This is a genomic window from Pseudoalteromonas sp. 13-15, from assembly GCF_001468205.2.
GTDB lineage: Bacteria > Pseudomonadota > Gammaproteobacteria > Enterobacterales > Alteromonadaceae > Pseudoalteromonas > Pseudoalteromonas marina.
The window spans coordinates 40444-58505 of record NZ_CP019162.1 but is presented as its reverse complement, the minus strand read 5'-3'; the positions used below and the strand labels follow the sequence as shown (position 1 = coordinate 58505).

Genomic DNA, 18062 nt, shown 5'->3' with positions numbered 1-18062 from the left:
TTACAAGAACTCCTCACCACCACCACCGCCTAACTGAATCTCACCCGAATCAGATAAACGACGTGCCGTTGATAGAATTTCTTTTTGGGCAGCTTCAACTTCGCTAATACGTACAGGCGCCATTGCTTCTAAATCATCAGCCAGCATATCGGCAGCACGCTTAGACATATTGCCCAGTATTTTGTCTTTCAGACCGTCGTCTGCACCTTTGATTGCTTTCATTAATACATCTTGTTGTACTTCTCGTAGAATGGCTTGAATACCCCGGTCATCCACATCCATTAAGTTTTCAAATACAAACATAAGATCCTGAATTTGCTGAGACATCTCTTCGTCATGTTCACGAATAGAATCCATTAACTGCCCTTCTACGTTTGTATCTAGGTAGTTCATAATGTCTGCCGCGGCTTTTAAGCCACCCATTTTCGCAGCTTGTGCCCCTGCTTGTCCGGCAAATTGTTTTTCCATAATTTCGTTAAGTTCTTGCAGTGCAGCTGGTTGCACTTCTTCAAGGTTAGCGATTCGCATGGTTAAATCAAGACGAACTTTCTCTGGGAACTGCGCAATAATTTCTGCGGACTGCTCAGGCTCTAAGTAAGACAATACAATCGTTTGTATTTGGGGGTGTTCATTACGAATAATATTCGCCACCTGCTTAGAATCCATCCATTTGAGGGAATCAAGGCCTTTAGCCCCAGACCCCATAACAATTTGGTCAATAAGGCTGGCCGCTTTATCTTCACCCAATGCAGCAGTAAGCGCCTTTTTAATAAAGTCTTCCGACTGAAACCCTATAGTACTGAAGCTTTGAATTTGCTCAATAAACAAGTTGTGAACCGCACTTATTTTAGCCTGTGACAGGTCGTCTAACGCAGCCATTGCCATCCCAACTTTTTGAACTTGTTTAGGCTCCAAGTGCTTAAGTATTTGGGCTGCATCTTCCTCTGATAAGCTAAGTAATAAAATAGCGGCTTTATCTACACCGTCTAGCTTATCAACATCAAACGCTGCTGGAAGTTGTTTTTGTTCTTGATCTTGATCAGTCATCTTCTGTTAACCACGCTTTCACTACTTGTGATGATAGTTCTGGTTCATTGGCTACAAGGGCACGAATTGCTTTGAGTAAGTCTTCGTCGCCATGTAAATCTGGTAACTGCAGTGTACCATCGCTTGAGAAACCAATTGAAGCAGAATCAAAGTCTTTGTTTAGCATATCCAACGTGCTATCGCCAATGTCTACCCCTGCACTTAACGCATCTTCGTCATATTCTTCAAGTGTATCGTCTGGGTAAATTAAGCGTTTAAGCATCGGTTTAACTACCGCCATTATGAGTACAATAATAACTAATGCGCCCAGTACCAAGCGGATTATTTTCATAAACCAATCCTGCTCCCAAAGCGGCACGCTAATATCAAAATCAGTTGCTTCGCGAACAAACGGAACCGTTACCACTTCAAGTGCATCACCACGCTGCATGTCAAAACCAACGCCACCTTGTAATAAACGACGAATATTTGACAGCTCTTCCACTGAGCGCGGTGTCATTGTGGTTTCACCGTTTTCACCTACTTTTGGAATGTAGTCAACGGCCACCGACACGCTTATTCTGCGTATCACACCTGTTTGCTGACGCTTATGTGAGATAGTTGTATCTAACTCATAGTTACGCGTCGCTTCTTTATGCGTTCTTGATGGTGAAGTTGCACTACCTGCTCCACCTTGTCCTGCTACTTCAGGGATATTAGAGTTTACTGGAGGCTGATTCGTCAGTGCACCAGGTATACCTACTGCTAGACCACCTATATTATTTTCTTCGAATGTGGTTTCGCTTCTTACTGCTGGTAAATCTGGGTTGTAGCGTTTTTGCGTCTCCTCAACAGCACTAAAGTCCATACTTAAATCAACTTGTGCAGTGTAGTTTGCAAGCCCTACTACAGGTATTAAAATACTGTCTATTTTTTCAAGATATTCTTGTTCACGCTTGCGCTCTATGTCGTACTCTTTGCGTGAACGGGCAGCAAGCGATGTTTGCGAGCCTGAATTTAGTAAGCGACCATTTTGATCCGTTACTGTTACACGAGCCGGCTCTAAACCTTGTACAGCCGATGCAACCATATCAACCACTGAGTCGACCTCTTCGCTATCTAGCGAACGCCCACGCTTAAGAGTAAGTACAACAGTTGCTGAAGGCTTTTTCTCTCTGCGCGCAAATACATTTTCTTTTGGAATGGCAAGCAATACACGTGCACGCGTAATATTATTGAGCTCTTCAATTGTGCGCGCTAACTGTTGTTCTCGGCCATGCTTTAAGCGTTCACGCTCTAAACGCTGACTTACACCAAACCCCATGTCTTGCATAATAATATCTGAACCCGATGTAGGGCCTTGCTCTAGCCCTTCACGAGTCATTAAAAGTTTAATATTTTGATACTCAGTTTCAGGGACGAGCACTACATTTCCATCTACTTGGTATTCAATTTTTTGTGCATCTAAAAAGTCGAGCGTTTCAATAAGCTCTTCTGTCTGCATTTTACCAAGCGGGCGCATATCTGGCTGACGCGCCCAAATAATAATAAATATAGCAATCGCTAAACAAATGCCTAAAGCAATAACTAAAGTTACTTGGCGCAATAAATCAACGCCATTTAGCGAACTTAAGTAGCCTGATTTCTGTTCTTGTTGATCGTCGCTATCGCTTTGGTCCATTTCACCAGTAGCAAGAGCCAGATCGGTTGATTGATTAGATTGCGCCACAATAATTCTCCACTACCTAGTTAAACAGGCATGTTCATGATTTCTTTGTAAGCTTCGACAAGTTTATTACGAACCTGCACTGTCGCTTCAAATGCAACTGACGACTTTTGAGAAGCAATCATTGCTTCAGCCAAAGACACGCTTCTGTCGCCTGTTTCTACCGCCACTACTTTTTGTTTAGCATCTTGCTGCAAACCGTGCACAGTATTAATTGCATCCGATAGCATATCGCCAAATTGAGCGGTTGATGAGGCTTGTGTTTTTACTGGCAGTCTTTCGATTTGATTATTACGGCCAGCCTCTAAAGCCATTGATTGCATTTCTTGAAATACAGCGCTGTTTTGAATTTTCATAATTTGTCTCTGACAATGCAGTTAACTCTTAACATGAATAAAGCACAAAGCATGCCAAAAAATTAAATTAATAATTTCAATGAGTTGGAAGAAATTTGACAAGTCAGAGTTTTGACAGCCCTAAATTCAAAGGGTAAATTTAGGGCTAAAAATGATGTTATGCGGGGAGTGAAATACCTAAATCGCGCATCTGCGCTAGTTTGTAACGTAAAGTCCGAGGGCTTATACCTAGCGTTTCAGCGACATCTTTTCGCTTACCTTGGCATCTTGCTAACGTTTCTAAAATAATGCGATGCTCTTTATCTTTTAGCTCATCCTTATAACTTCCCGTATCAACAGCCAATAAGTCTTGTTTTGTTGGCTCGGCTGGAGATGACTGTTCGTCATAATACGCTGAACTCATAGCGCCTTGGTCAATATCTCTATTAGTAGCATTTACTTGCTGCTGACTAGTATTTTGCGCGCTGACAGATGCAGGCTCCATTACAAAATCTGTCGCCGCTATGTTTTCAATGAAAATTGCATGCTCGTTTAGAGTATCCCCAGTCCTAAGTATTAACGCACGTTGTATTACGTTATCAAGCTCACGCACATTACCAGGCCAAGAATGAGCAAGTAATTTTTTCTCTGCGGCACTATCAAGATAAGCCATAGGCTCTTTACTTTTGTTTAAGTGGCGCTCAATTAAATGCTTAGCCAATACAAGGATATCTCCAGGTCGCTGACAAAGTGGTCGCCACATCAAAGGAAACACATTAAGCCTGTAGTATAAATCTTCTCTAAATTGGTTTTCGGTAACCGCTTCTTTCAAATCGCGGTTACTTGTTGCAAGTATACGTACGTCTAACTGGATTGTTTTTCTTCCACCTAAGCGCTCTACTTCGCGCTCTTGCAACACACGAAGTAGTTTAGCTTGCAGCCCTAAATCCATTTCTGTTATTTCGTCGAGCAATATAGTACCGCCTTGCGCTTGCTCAAACTTACCAGGACACGCTTGAATTGCGCCTGTAAACGCACCCTTTTCATAACCAAATAAGGTTGCTTCAAGCATATTTTCAGGAATTGCTGCACAGTTAATCGCAACAAACGGCGCATCGCATCGGTTCGATTTATCATGAATATACCGTGCAAGCACTTCCTTACCTGAACCACTTGGGCCTAGCACCATAACGCTCGCATCAGAGCGGGCAACTTTACTTGCTAACTCTAAAAGTTGAATACTGCTTGGATCGGCAACAATGGGTCCGTCGGTCTCCTTTGCTTTTTCAGGTAAGTATCGACTTACCATATTGAGTAAAACTTCAGGTGCAAACGGCTTTGCCATGTAATCAATAGCGCCCAAGCGCATCGCTTCAACAGCATCGTCAATGGTAGCGTACGCCGTCATCATTAAAACAGGCAATTCAGGGTGGTTAAGCTTAATACTGCGTAGTAAATCAAGCCCACTCATAGTGCCCATTTGTACATCACTCACCACCAGCGAAAATTGCTCTTTTTTCAGCAATAGCATGGCTTGCTCTGCACAATTAGCCGCAATACATTCAATCCCCGACATTTCGAGTGTGTCAATTAAGGCTTCGCGAAGCCCTGCATCATCTTCGACAACTAAAATAGTGTTACTCATAATGATTCCTCTAATTTAGATTCGGTGCGAATAGGTAAAAGCAAACTAAAGCATGCTCCACCGCCTTTATTATTAGTCACGTCAACACGCCCCTGATGAGCGTTTGCAACCGAACTCACAACAGCAAGCCCTAACCCTGTGCCTTGGCTTTTAGTGGTATAAAAGGGTTCAAATATTTTTTCTGCTTGAGTTAAATCAATACCTGGACCGTTATCAGATACACTGATACGAACAAAATCTGGATTTTGCTCGTCAGTCGCAGCACTTAATTTTACTTCAGCGCCAGCACCAATGACTTGAATACTGTTATGGATTAAATTTTGAATTGCGCTGGCTATGGCTGATTTATTGCCTGTTATTTGAATATCTGGCTCTGGGAGGTTAACAGCTAAATGACTGTCATTTAGTGTCACCATAGCATCAGCACCCGCTTTTACCTCACTGAGTAACTGCTGCATAGACACTTGCTCAACAACTTGTTGGTCGCCACTTTTGGCAAAAAGTAGCATATCGTTTACTTGAGTTTCTAAATCTTTTAAGCGTGACATTAACTTGCTTTGAAAATTATCGCGAGATGTCTCGGGTAAACGCTTAGAGCCCAAATTAGCAGCATAAAGCATGGCCGCTGAAAGTGGGGTTCGAACCTGATGTGCAAGCGACGCCACCATTTTCCCCAAAGCACTTAGGCGCTGCATATGAGCAACTCGCTTTTGTAAACGGCGCGTTTCACTCAAATCGGTCATTAAAATCAGCTGGCCCGACTCGGGCGCTAACGCTGTTATATCAAGCTTAATTAAACGGCCATCTTTCAGTGATACTTCGTGACCATCGTCTTGATGCGGTCTAAAAGAGCGTTGAATAACGCTAAACCACTTTTCACCTTCTAAAGGTTCGCCTAACATATCAATGGCTATTTGGTTGGCCTTTGCAATCATTCCTTTACCATCAAGCACAACCACACCTGCGGGCATGGTATCAACTAAATGTGAAAGCCAACTTGCTTGCTGACGCAGATCGCTTAACTCACCTATGTACTCCTCTTGAAGTAAACATGGGTTATACTGATTTGCAGAAATAAACTGTGGTTTAAGCACGCTCGCAAGGGCCATAATCAAATCTCGAATTTGTATAGATATAGAGCTTAATGCACAATGTGTACCAAAATTTATTTATATTATTTTCATTAACTTACAATAATAATAGCGCGACATAAAAATGACGCGCATAAAAAGGAATATGTATGAGTGAGCAAATAAAATGCCGATGTGCTTGGTTAGACGCCACCAAACCCGATTACGTTTTATATCACGATTTGGAATGGGGCGTCCCTGTTTACGATGACCAAACACTGTTTGAATTTATAACGCTAGAGTCGGCTCAGGCAGGCTTAAGTTGGTATACTATTTTAAAAAAACGACAAGGGTATAAAAATGCATTTGCTAATTTTAATGTAGATAAAGTCGCGTTGTTTACCCAAGACGATGTTGAGCGTTTAATGCTTGATGAAAATATCGTACGAAACCGTTTAAAAATTAACGCCACAATAAATAATGCCAAGCAATTTATAGACATTCAAAAAGAATTTGGTAGTTTTAGCGCGTATCAATGGCAGTTTGTTGATAACAAACCGATCGTAAACAATTTAAATTTTACCGAAGAGACGCCTGCAATCACCAAAGAATCAACAGCCTTCGCAAAGGATTTAAAAAAGCGCGGCTTTAAATTTTTAGGCCCTACCACAGTATACGCTCATATGCAGGCCTGCGGTATGGTTAACGATCATAGTAATGACTGCTTTAGAAAAGAAGAAATTATACAGGCTTTTTGTGGTGAGTAAGCAGCCAAACAGGTAGGTAATTAAAAGCTTTGCTTTTCACGCGAGCAAGCTCGGCGTCTACCGCCATGGTTTAAGTTTGTGTTTATCTTGTAGACGCCAAGCTTGCTTGCGTGACGGGCGAAGCCCGTAAAGTGATTGATCATAAATGATTAAAAATAACGAAGAGTATTTCACCATTTTCGTACTGCTAATCTCGTGAGAGGTTATACTTTTTCATTTTTTCGACCAGTGTTGTGCGCCTTACACCTAATATTTCTGCGGCGCGCGCAACAACGTAATCAAAACGCTCTAAAGCTTGGGTAATTAAGCTTATTTCAAGCTCTGCTAAATACTCTTTAAGCTCAATGCCCTCTTCGGGTAATACGCCTGAGCCAGCTTGGTTAAATTCAGGCTCTGGCTCATTGTCATAATCACTAAACCCTGTGCTGAATATATCGTTAAAGGCATCTTTTTCCATAAGTTCTTCAGGATATTCAGGCTCATAAGCATCTACCTCAATGTAACGATATTTATTGGGTAGATCAGGGATATCCACTACCTTTTCAGGGAACATTATAACCATGCGCTCAACCAAATTCGCAAGCTCACGGATATTACCCGGCCATGCATGCTCTTTTAAGCTTTCGATCGCTCGCTCAGTAAATTTAGCTGTCGTGCCCGTTTGCTCGTTTACGCGACGCATTAACTCCTTAAGTAGTAACGGAATGTCATCAGCACGCTCACTTAACGACGGGTTCTCTATAGGGAATACATTTAACCGGTAATATAAATCTTCACGAAAGCTGCCTGCTTCAATCATGACTTCGAGGTTGCGGTGTGTTGCAGCAATAACACGTACATCGGCTTGAATCGCCTTAGTGCCACCTACACGCTCATAGCTTCGCTCTTGTAATACGCGTAAAAGTTTAACCTGCATTTGTAGCGGCATATCACCAATTTCATCTAAAAACAGCGTACCGCCTTGCGCCAACTCAAAACGGCCTTTACGCGCAGAAATAGCCCCTGTAAACGCCCCTTTTTCGTGGCCAAAAAGTTCACTTTCTAATAGTTCTGCAGGTATGGCCCCACAGTTTACAGGCACAAATGGTCCTGTACTTCGTTTAGAAAGTAAGTGAACGTTACGTGCAACCACTTCTTTACCAGTACCTGACTCACCTAAAATTAAAACGTTTGCATCTGTTTTTGCTACTTGTTCAATTAAAAAACGGACCTCTTTTACGGCTTGTGTTTCACCTACAAGGCCATCAAAAGATTTATGTGACTGAGTATTTTTGTGCTCCCCCGGCAACATACGATGATACTGCTGGCAATCATGAAGCAACTGTGTGGTCACTTCATGATTAAATGGCTCACAAATAAGTCCAACTACATTAGCAATGCTAAGTAATGGTCTTAACGTTTCACCTATTAATAAAAATGGAAGTGTTGGGTAGCGCTTAATTAAGTTTTCGTGATCGAGAGACTGTAAAGCCCCTAAAATGACCATGCATTCATGCTGCTGATATTTTGCACACTCTTGTTCAAAGTTGTCTTCATCTAAACGATGAGTAGCCTCACCGATAAAACCAAGTGATGCATTTAACCCAATAGAGCGATTGTTATTATTATCTAAAATCAGGATCATAGTTAGCGAGCCGTGCTTCACTCTTTAATTTAATTAACTAAATTGTAAGCCAGTTAAGCACGGATGCAAGTGATAGCGGCAGTTTTTTGACATAAACGCCAAAAAACAGACGCACTCGTTAATTCAATCATACTTAAGAATTAACTATTAAGTATTAATATTTAAAGTAAGCCTAAAATAGACTCTGCAGATTGGTTAGCCTGGCCACGAAGAGCAACTGATGATTGCGCTAAAATGTCATTAGACACTTGTTGAGAAATTGCTAGGGCGTAATCGGTATCTTGAATGCGGCTTTGACTGGCTGCAATATTTTCTTGCTGCGTCCCTAACCCTTTAATTGTGCTTGCCAACGTATTTTGAAATGCACCTAACTCAGCTCGTTGTGCATTTATTTCATCATTTGCTTGCTTACTGATGTCAATAGCCGCTTGAGCACCGGCTTGGGTTGAAATATCAATGGTTGATAACGCAGAGGCAAAACTACCATCTGTAGAGTTTACCGTTTGGTTTGTATTCGCATCAGCACCAACTTGAAACGAGACAGCTTGACCATCAAATAAAGGCTTTCCTGCAAAACTCGCATTTTCGAACGTTTCAGATATTTGGCTTTGCAATTGCACGACTTCTTCTTGCAACGCAGCACGATCACTGTCAGTCAATGCACCGTTACCCGCTTGAATTGATAACTCTTGAATACGCGAAACGGCATCATTCACACCACTCAAGTTAGCTTCGCTTACTTGAGTATATGAAATCCCGTCATACACATTACTTACAGCTTGGCTAAAACCATTTTGCTGTGAAGTAAGCCTATCAATAATTTGCAAAGCCGCTGCATCATCTGCTGCGGTATTTACTTTTTTACCTGTTGCAAGTTGCTCTGCAAGTTTGTTATTAGGTTGGATTAGAGGTAAATTTGAGCCATTAATTTTCATATATAACTCCTACTAGTGACTATTAAGAGTTAAGTATAGCCTACTTATACGATAGTCCAGCCTCCATCAAGGAATAAACTTTGCCCCGTCATATAACTTGAAAGCTCAGTGCTCAAAAAAGCAATCGCACCTTTAACGTCTTCCTCAGTTGCCATTCTTTCTAATGGGACTTTAGCATTGTATTTTTTTAAAAAACTCTCCGGTTGGCCACGCTCAATACCACCTAAAACAATGTTATTGACTCTAACATAAGGAGCAACATTAGAAGACATCCACCTTGTTAACTGCATAAGCCCCGCTTTGCTTACAGCGTATGCAGCAGGGTTTCCCATTTCAGTGCCCGCATATAAGTCCATTTGCGGACCAACAACCCCATAAATAGAAGAAATATTTATAATACTTCGCACGCCATCATTTTTTTTGTTCATCAACTTATACGCTAGTTGACTTAATAAAAAAGGGGCCGAAAGATTAACACTCAAGCAGTCATTAAATGTTTCTATTGACTGTCTTTCAAACGGGACACACCAACCTGTCAGCTCATCTGTACCAACAAATGCTGCATTATTTATAAGAATATTTAATTTCCCTTGGCTAATATTAGCAACCTTATCTATTGCCTTTTCAATAGCTTTTTCATCAGCAAGGTCACAAACCACTGTGTATATTTTGGGGTTATTTTTATACGTATTTTGGTGGCGTTCCTTTAAGGTTTTATCATCTCGGTCTAATAAAATGACATGTGCACCGAGCTCCAGTAAGGTTTCTGCCGCGGCTTGACCAACATGGCCACAGCCACCCGTTATTAATGCCCAACACCCACTTAAATTTTGTAATTGTGCAAGAGTTCTCATTTTTTTAAATTACCTGGAAGTTTCAATAGTAAAAATTCAGCGAATAAAAAATCCAGCTCTGTATCTATATCTAAAGACCTTGCTTTGTCCATTTTTACTCCTAATACTCTACCGTCCATCACACCATTACTACCTAAAATAAACCTTGCTGTAGATACGTAAGCCATTGTTGTTATATTCCATGCTTCTGGTGCATCTTGCCTTCGTACGTATGACTCACCATCACATAATATTGATACCGTATCATTTGAATCACATTTAACCATATTAAAATAGGGGCTATGATCTGCTTCAGTAATACCTAAAGCTAGATCGCAATCGTTTCTTATAAACTTTTCTATTACTTTAGTTATATCATCTGATGTTCTTAGTGGAGATGTACAAGGGACGCTAACAAAAATATCATTTTCTGACATCATATTTTCATCGATCAGCTGTTTTACTGCGTGTTGCCAAGCATTCCATTCACTGGCCGCGTCTGAAGCCAATTTGTGTGGACGCACTATTACCTTAACACCTAATTGATTGGCAACCTGAGCAATTTTTTTACCATCTGTTGAAACAAAATGCTCTTCAATCAGCTCACATCCATGAGCAGCTTCAATTGCGTATGCTAAAAGAGGCTTACCATTTAGTAACTTTATATTTTTACCAGGTACACCTTTTGAACCAGCCCTTGCAAAAGTGAACGCAATTATTTTAGTCATTATTTTTACCTAACTTGAATGAAATATACTCGCAATTGTTTGCTGATTGCTCAATAAGCGCTATCCACGATAGAACCTGCGCACCGCGAGATAAATTTTCAGTAGTGTTTTCTCTATTTAAAGACTGAACGAAGTCATGCATTAATCTTTGATAAGGCAAATTACTATGTTCACTTACATCAATAATTAGTAAATCTCTATCGCGAAATTTAAGCGCTACAGTTTGCTCGATCAAATTCCAGGTAAGCTCGCCTTGGTCAGCTTGTATTTTTAATGTGCGATGTGCATGTAAACTAAGCATGTTTAAATGGATTGAAAAGCTTGCTTTTTGGGATTGATTTTTCAAAGTTATGCTTCCTGATATATTAGCTTCATTTTCACAGTTCATCTCTAAGTGCTCATGACTATAAAGCTGGGAAGAAAAATAAACATTATCCATCTCAAACAAGGCTAAAAAATAATCAAACTCATGACTGAGCTCTCTAAGCACCCCACCGCCTAGGTTTTTATTTGCAGAAACAGTATCGCGATAATGCTTATTTGGTCGCCAATCAGGTAAATACTGCCCTACAGAGACTTCAATACGCCAAATAGAACCAAGTAAAGATTTTCGGATTATTTTTTCAACTTCAAAATACCCCATAGTCTTTACTAAATCATAACCCAGAACGCATTTAGATTTTGTCTTCTTTATATACTTTACAAGTTTATCAGCTTCATCGACCGTATTCGCTATTGGCTTTTCAATGAAACATGGTGTTCCTAGCGAAGAAAGTGCCTTGACTTGTTCATAATGAAAATTAGTGGGCGATGCAATTACCGCTAAATCAAACTTCTGATTTGAAATCGCTTTATCAAAGCATGTATAAACTGTTACGGGAAAATCGTAATCAAACTCTTCATTAAGCTCGTTTTTTTTTACTATAGTAAGAGACTTAATTAAATCTAATTTAATAAGGTTATTAATATGACGCTTAGAAATTGCACCATAACCAGATACGAGAACACTATATTTAACCATTTAGAAAAAATTAACTATATCTGACTGAGCTCTTTCAAAATCAGACATTCTCCCAATATCTAGCCAATACTCATGAATAGGAAACATTGAAATTTTGTCATTTTCTTCAAGACACTTATTAATAAGATCAGGCATATCTAGTGGTTCATCCAAGATTATTCTTTTTATTACGTGCGGTGAGATAACGTAGATTCCAGCATTCACAAAGTACTTTTCCGTGGGTTTCTCTACTATGCTCACGACTTGGTTCTTATTTGATTTAATTACACCATATGGAACTTGATATTCATGTTCTCGAACGCACATAGTGATTGCCGCTTGCTCGTCATGGTGATAACTAAGCAGCTCAGTAAAATCAACTTTGGTCAGCAAATCACCATTCATCATAATAACTGGCGCATCTTGTTCAGGTAATAAGCTCAATGCCCCTGCAGTACCTAGAGGGGTTACCTCTTCAACATACGCTATATCTAAACCCAATCTAGACCCAGAAGAAAAATAGTCTTTAATCATTTGAGCTTTGTAATGAACAGAAATAAAGAAGTTATTAAAACCATGCTGATAAAAACTCTCTAAAATTGTTTCTAAAATTGGCTTTTTACCTATTTTTAATAAAGGTTTAGGGCAAGAGTGAGTTAATGGATGTAGGCGTGTACCAAATCCACCCGCCATTAAAAATACCGTATTATTGAGTTTACTTTTCTGGAGTAAGCTATCTTTAGTTATTATATTTTTTAACTGTTTATTTTTATTTAAAACAGGGATATGTTGCAATTTATTTTTTTCTAAAAGTGCCATGACAAAGCGTTTTCCATCAGTTTCACTGGCTGTAATTGGCTCATAACACATAATATCTGTTACTTGAGTATCTAGCGCTTTAAAATTGAGGATTGCTCTACGTATATCCCCATCAGTTATAACACCAAGCAAATGTTCACTTTCATCAATAACAGTTACTAATTTTATCACAGAATTATTCAGTACCTCTATCGCTTCTTGCATTGAGGCTGAAGCTTTTACTTGTGTTGTCCTCCATAAACTGCTCATAACCCGCTCCTAATTAGATGTTTTTCTAGCAATTATCATCCACTCTTTTATGGTCTCTTTACCTCGTCCCCACTGAAGTAAGTCTATACTTTGCACGACTAAGTTTGATGGCATTAAAAGCTCGATATCACCTTCAGCCGTAAAACGAGTCAAACCTTTACCTGACATAGGGCCTTCATCTGGTATATAGGTATTTTTTCCTAATTCTTCACCTGATTGATCACCCCATGTGCCGGTTGAAAAAGTTTTAATATACAAAAGGCCACTTGGTTTCAATACCCTAGCCGCCTCTGTAAAAATTTTCAGAGTATTTTCAAATGAATTTGTAGAGGTGGCCTCTATGTCAAGTATTGCATCAAAGCTCTCATCTTGATAAGGAAGGTTGATCATATCCCCAATATCTAACTGCCCTTGCCAGTTTGGGACCTCTTCGTTTAATCTTGCCTTTGCTGTATTTATTGCAGTTGGAGAGCCATCAATAGCCGTTATATTGAAGCCCTCCCTAGCCACATACCACACGTTAGCACCCGGCCCACACCCTATTTCTAATAATTTCACCTTGCTTCTGTCAGGCGCGCGATAAAAGTTTCTCGCTACAAAACGAATAATATCTTCACCAGGATACTTACCCCAAGCTTGGTTTTGAAAAACCATTTCCCACGTATTATCCCAACTCATAAGCTCTCCTAATCAATTACTTCAGTCTAAAATTGGTTTTATCTATAAAAAATAAGTCTATTATCAGCAGCATTAACTATGCCAGAAGTAATGAGTTCACGTTTTTGATTCTCATAAAACTTTTTTTTATAAATTTTCTTTCCTATAAGATATTCAGATTTTGTTTTTGAAAATAGTGACTTAAATAAAAATAAAGAGTCGGTTTCACTACCTGTTAAGCCACCCCCTAAATGTAAATATTTACAACCTTTCTCGTAAGCGGAGCCCATGGCATTCGCTATAATTGCCTTGGTTGCATTTAACTTAAAACCCACTTCACTTGATGCAGAAAGGTGATACTCCATGACATTACCTTCATGAAAAAAGGTAGCAGCAGCTATTATAACTCCCTCATAATGAGCAGTAATTAATGTACAACTCTGTAAATTTATTAACTTACGAATTGTATCTGGCTTAAATAGGTAGAAATCGTCAGCACTTAGCCTTTTCATTGTCGTATCGTAAAGTGCAATAAAACTCTCTATGCAGACGTCTGATTTATTATTCTTTATATCAATACCTTGACGCTTGCTTTTACGGATAGCGGAACGAGTTCGAGGCTGAATATTTGACATATAATCTTCATCTTGAAGATCTACAACAACTACATTACGGTTAAACTCAACATCCCCCACAAAATAAGCCGAATTTTTTAATACCGGGCTGAATCGAATGAACTCTGCACATATATCCCGTTTTTCTATATAAGCATTATAAGCATCATTAGCTCGATGAAGAAACTTCACATCAGCAGAAGAAGAAATTGGCCCCCCAAAACCATACGCAGACTCAATATCATTTATTATTACACTCGATACGATTGTCCGTGTTAGAATAAAAGGGTGATAATAAAATGCATTATTTTCTTTATACAAAAAAAACTCAGCCTGTGCATTCGCATTTTCATTACTCATTGCAATCACATACTCAGGACGCAGCATGGGGTGTTGTTTGCTCTTAGGAAGTTCATCGAGCAGCGAATTAATTTCGTCCAAGTCAACTTTCATAATCAACGGCATCGTCTAACGCATAATCCATAAGCGATAATTTACCCAATAAATCATTCCACCGTTTCGCGTCATGCCCATCTGGTGCTCTTTTAGTTGTCAAATTATTAACTGACAACACTTCGCCTTGCCTAACTGCCTTTTTAGCAACAATTCGCTTTCGCACCACTTCTCGAGTTTTTATTTCTTGCTCGGAAGGCTTTTTTTCAAAACTTCCCAATGCACGCTCAATATTACGTATTTGTTTTACCATTGCCTTAAAGTCGACATATTCCATTGATGCAGCATGATCTGGTCCCGGTAAAGTTTTATCTAACGTTATATGTTTCTCTATTATAGACGCCCCTAACGCAACAGCCGCTATTGAAACCTCACTTCCTAATGTATGATCCGAATACCCAACGGGCAGATTAAACGACTCCTTTAATGTAGTTAACACATTTAAATTAACATCCTCCATAGGGGCCGGGTAATCAGATGTACAATGTAAAATACTAATATTGTCGCGAGACAATCCACTATTTAGTAACGTTTCTATTGCAAACGATACCTCCTCTAAATAAGCCATTCCAGATGACATGACTACAGGCTTATTTAGCCTTGCTATTTCTTCTAGATATGGGACGTTGGTGATCTCTCCCGACGGGATCTTGATGCGGTTTACACCTAACTCAGCAAGTAAGGCAACACTTTTTAAATCAAATGGGGATGACATAAATTCTATTGATTTATTTTGGCAATAGGCCATTAAATCAAAATGTTGATCTTTGTTTAGCTCTAGCTTTTTAATCATATCAAACTGTGACTCTTGCGAGTCAGTCATTTTTTTCTGATAATCAGCTTTAGGTGTTCTTTTGACAAGCTCTTCCTCAGTTACAAATGACTGAAATTTAACTGCATCTGCCCCAGCATTAACGGCAATATCAATCATTTTTTTGGCTAAATTTATACTGCCATTATGATTAACTCCTATCTCAGCAATTACAAACACTCTCTCAATATTCATATTCATCCTATGTCAACAAACTTTTTTCTACATTCAATGGGCCAAGTCAAATTTTCTAGCACCTCAACAACTTGCTTTACAGTATTACCGCTACCGTATGGATTTTCAAAGCCTTTTATATAATGTCTAAACACTGATGACTGAGCCTTACCAATTGCTTTTTCGATATTACTGCTTTCAATGGTGGTATCAATGACATTAGCTCCCCTGAGCCGCCCTTGTTGTCGGCTCCCTATATTTACAGCAGGTTTATTAAATGAGGGGGCTTCAATTAAGCCACTTGAGGAATTACCAATAACAAAATCACACAATTTCAGAGCACTTAAATAACGTTTGAAACCTAATGATTTAAAAAATACAACTGAATCTTTATATTGTTCTGCAAACTTCGTTAATAAAGGAAGTATTTCATCGGCTCCTTCATCACTATTAGGGGCCGTTATAATAATACTATGACTTTTCACTAAAGACTGAAGGGCTATAAGCACTTGTTTTATTTGCTTTTCTGGCTTCAAGCCCTGATCTAGTGGCACGGGGTGAAATGTTAAAATACAAAATGGTTTATCTAAAGTAAAACTAATACTGCTCTGAAATTCCGCTATAGACATAAAAGGTTGATTAAAAATATTATCTAACCCCGGTTCACCAACAGTAAAAATTGTTTCCTGCATTTCCCCTAGCTGCAGTACTCGATCATAATGCTCAATGTTTGAAACAAAATGTAACTGCGACATTTTTGTTATTGCATGGCGTATTGTATCGTCGATAACACCCTGTGTAATTTCCCCACCAGAAAAGTGCGCTATTGGTACTGACATTAAAGCGGCAGCACTTGCTATTCCAAGTAGTTCATAACGATCTCCCATGATAATAAGTAGATCAGGCCGCTTATCTATAAATAGATCGCAAAATTTACTCATTGCATTTGCAGAAGTCTTCGCTTTTGCAAAACCCGAATCGCCACGATGCATTATTTCTACAGTTGCAGTGATCGCTATATTATTTTCAATTATTTCGTTTATCGTTAAGCCTTGTTCAACGCATAAATGGTTACCTGTTACATATAATTCAAAATTAAACATTGTGTGGTTTGCCAATGTTTTAATGAGCATAGAGAGCAACCCAAATTCTGATCGAGAAGTGGTTACAAGCCCAATTTTTGTTTTTTTTACTGACGCCATTTATTAACACTACCTAATTATTTTTTCTTAAATTAATTTAATTTAAGAAAAATGTCTTTTAAAACATCATTCATAAAAAATATATCACCTCTAGCTTTACCAAATAATTCTACGTTTTTCACATTATGTTTAATAAAAGAAACCTGCTCTTTTTGTTGTAACATAAATTGATTTGTGAGAACTGGAAAACTATTTTTGATCAATTGAATATCTGAATGAATAACGTTCGTAGACTGCTCTAAAATATTACACTTAAATAGCTCTTGCATAGTTTCAGCTACACTCAGTGGACAATTTAATTCTCCACTCTTTGCAAATACTTCAACAGTGACATGATGCTTACCCTTACTAAATATCCCTTGTTGCAAATTACTATACAGAGTAGCTCGAAAATGCTTAAACTCCGGCTGATAATTTGTGTAATAAAAGAGTTCTGTTTTAGGAGCTTGATCAACAACAAGATGTACCAAAAAGGTATTTAAAAAGTTTAACGGTGTACTGTTATCCCCAGTGTTCAGGGCTAGCTGCCTAGTTAAAAAAAATACGGGAGCAGTCCATATTAATTTATCTAATTTTACTTGAACCTCATTGACATCCAAGCTGCTAATACGCTCTTTGAAGCACCTGATATTACTTACAGTTTGTCCATATCTTATCTCACCGCCCAGTGCTGCAAACTTTTTAAGTAAGGACTCTACCCACAAGTTAATCCTCCCTTCACATGGATAATAATACTTTATACCAGTTTGACCATCCTTATGTGACTGAAAAGCAAGCACATCATCAAAGTTTGGAACTTTTTTAAGTAACGCAGTACTATTATTATTGAATGACTGAATTCTCGATAAACCAAATAGGTGATGAGTGTTTTGACATAAAAGGTCTGCAGAAGTATGGAACAACTTTTCTACAGCAGGAATCATTAACTTTTGGCTAAATGTTGAACCAAAATAAGAAGTTAACTGTTCTGCTAAGTTTTTATACTTACTTTTCCTATCATTTGCTGCATTAATAAATTCGTAAGCCCCTAACATTAGATCTTCAGGTTTAAGCGTTTTAGAATCAATAACTGGCGTTTTTTCACATAAAGTGCCGTTAACAAAATGGCCTGATTTTAAAAAATCAAATTGATTCCAACCATTCTCGACAGTGTCTTTGATAATAATATCATCTAGTTCTTTCAAGCCTGTTTCACTTAACAAATGAGTTCCATAATCAAATACATACTTATCGCTTTTAAATGACTTTAGTAACCCGCCGGCACAGTCAGACTGTTCAACAAGCAGTACTTTTCGACCTTTTTTTGCTTGTAATAAAGCTGCAACAATACCTGCAACACCGGCTCCAATAATCACATCTTGATAAGTATCACTCATTTTGCAACCTTCTATCTT

17 protein-coding genes are annotated in these 18062 nt (G+C 38.8%); 1 reads left to right on the top strand and 16 read right to left on the bottom strand.

Annotation, left to right across the window (positions count from 1 at the left end):
• The 5 genes from fliG to ATS72_RS00290 all read right to left on the bottom strand — a co-directional run bounded on the left by fliG (position 1) and on the right by ATS72_RS00290 (position 5841).
• Positions 1–1047, bottom strand: a complete 1047-nt coding sequence (gene fliG / locus ATS72_RS00310) for a flagellar motor switch protein FliG (protein WP_006792737.1) — start codon at positions 1045–1047, stop codon at positions 1–3.
• Positions 1040–2755 carry a flagellar basal-body MS-ring/collar protein FliF gene (gene fliF / locus ATS72_RS00305; protein WP_008132632.1) on the bottom strand — a complete coding sequence of 572 codons (1716 nt, stop codon included), beginning with the start codon at positions 2753–2755 and terminating at the stop codon, positions 1040–1042. Before fliF ends, fliG begins: the two co-directional genes overlap by 8 nt.
• A gap of 20 nt (positions 2756–2775) precedes the next feature.
• Entirely contained in the window at positions 2776–3108 is a 333-nt protein-coding gene (gene fliE, locus ATS72_RS00300; RefSeq protein WP_008132633.1) for a flagellar hook-basal body complex protein FliE, read from the bottom strand.
• Positions 3109–3265: 157 nt separating this feature from the next.
• Positions 3266–4732: a sigma-54-dependent transcriptional regulator gene (locus ATS72_RS00295; RefSeq protein ID WP_039036587.1), complete on the bottom strand. Its 1467-nt coding sequence runs from the start codon at positions 4730–4732 to the stop codon at positions 3266–3268.
• Positions 4729–5841: a sensor histidine kinase gene (locus ATS72_RS00290; protein WP_058428548.1), complete on the bottom strand. Its 1113-nt coding sequence runs from the start codon at positions 5839–5841 to the stop codon at positions 4729–4731. The genes ATS72_RS00295 and ATS72_RS00290 overlap by 4 nt, the downstream gene beginning before the upstream one ends.
• Before the next feature lie 131 nt (positions 5842–5972).
• Here ATS72_RS00290 and ATS72_RS00285 point away from each other — a divergent pair, with 131 nt between their 5' ends.
• Positions 5973–6569 (top strand): DNA-3-methyladenine glycosylase I, encoded by a 597-nt coding sequence (locus ATS72_RS00285; RefSeq protein ID WP_058428547.1) that lies wholly within the window; start codon positions 5973–5975, stop codon positions 6567–6569.
• Between the two features lie 187 nt (positions 6570–6756).
• On the opposite strand, the gene ATS72_RS00275 is transcribed toward ATS72_RS00285, so the two are convergent.
• The 11 genes from ATS72_RS00275 to ATS72_RS00225 form a co-directional block, all read right to left on the bottom strand.
• Positions 6757–8193, bottom strand: coding sequence for a sigma-54 dependent transcriptional regulator (locus tag ATS72_RS00275; RefSeq protein WP_058428546.1), 1437 nt, complete (start codon positions 8191–8193; stop codon positions 6757–6759).
• Between the two features lie 161 nt (positions 8194–8354).
• Entirely contained in the window at positions 8355–9128 is a 774-nt protein-coding gene (locus ATS72_RS00270; RefSeq protein ID WP_058428545.1) for a flagellin N-terminal helical domain-containing protein, read from the bottom strand.
• 44 nt (positions 9129–9172) lie between these two features.
• Positions 9173–9982 (bottom strand): SDR family oxidoreductase, encoded by an 810-nt coding sequence (locus tag ATS72_RS00265; protein WP_058428544.1) that lies wholly within the window; start codon positions 9980–9982, stop codon positions 9173–9175.
• Positions 9979–10689, bottom strand: coding sequence for an acylneuraminate cytidylyltransferase family protein (locus ATS72_RS00260; protein ID WP_058428543.1), 711 nt, complete (start codon positions 10687–10689; stop codon positions 9979–9981). The genes ATS72_RS00265 and ATS72_RS00260 overlap by 4 nt, the downstream gene beginning before the upstream one ends.
• Positions 10682–11710: a Gfo/Idh/MocA family protein gene (locus tag ATS72_RS00255; RefSeq protein WP_058428542.1), complete on the bottom strand. Its 1029-nt coding sequence runs from the start codon at positions 11708–11710 to the stop codon at positions 10682–10684. The genes ATS72_RS00260 and ATS72_RS00255 overlap by 8 nt, the downstream gene beginning before the upstream one ends.
• Positions 11711–12757: a nucleotidyltransferase family protein gene (locus ATS72_RS00250; RefSeq protein ID WP_058428541.1), complete on the bottom strand. Its 1047-nt coding sequence runs from the start codon at positions 12755–12757 to the stop codon at positions 11711–11713.
• Positions 12758–12766: 9 nt separating this feature from the next.
• A complete protein-coding gene (locus tag ATS72_RS00245; RefSeq protein WP_058428540.1) occupies positions 12767–13435 on the bottom strand; it encodes a class I SAM-dependent methyltransferase in 669 nt (222 codons plus the stop codon).
• Positions 13436–13473: 38 nt separating this feature from the next.
• Complete coding sequence (locus tag ATS72_RS00240; protein WP_058428539.1) at positions 13474–14481, bottom strand: GNAT family N-acetyltransferase; 1008 nt, start codon at positions 14479–14481, stop codon at positions 13474–13476.
• Positions 14471–15487 (bottom strand): N-acetylneuraminate synthase, encoded by a 1017-nt coding sequence (gene neuB / locus ATS72_RS00235; protein WP_074210139.1) that lies wholly within the window; start codon positions 15485–15487, stop codon positions 14471–14473. Before neuB ends, ATS72_RS00240 begins: the two co-directional genes overlap by 11 nt.
• A 2-nt stretch (positions 15488–15489) precedes the next feature.
• The gene (neuC, locus tag ATS72_RS00230; RefSeq protein WP_058428538.1) at positions 15490–16668 is read right to left on the bottom strand and encodes a UDP-N-acetylglucosamine 2-epimerase; all 1179 of its coding nucleotides are present in this window, start codon (positions 16666–16668) and stop codon (positions 15490–15492) included.
• 32 nt (positions 16669–16700) lie between these two features.
• Positions 16701–18044 (bottom strand): NAD(P)-binding protein, encoded by a 1344-nt coding sequence (locus ATS72_RS00225; protein ID WP_058428537.1) that lies wholly within the window; start codon positions 18042–18044, stop codon positions 16701–16703.
• Between the last annotated feature and the right edge of the window lie 18 nt (positions 18045–18062).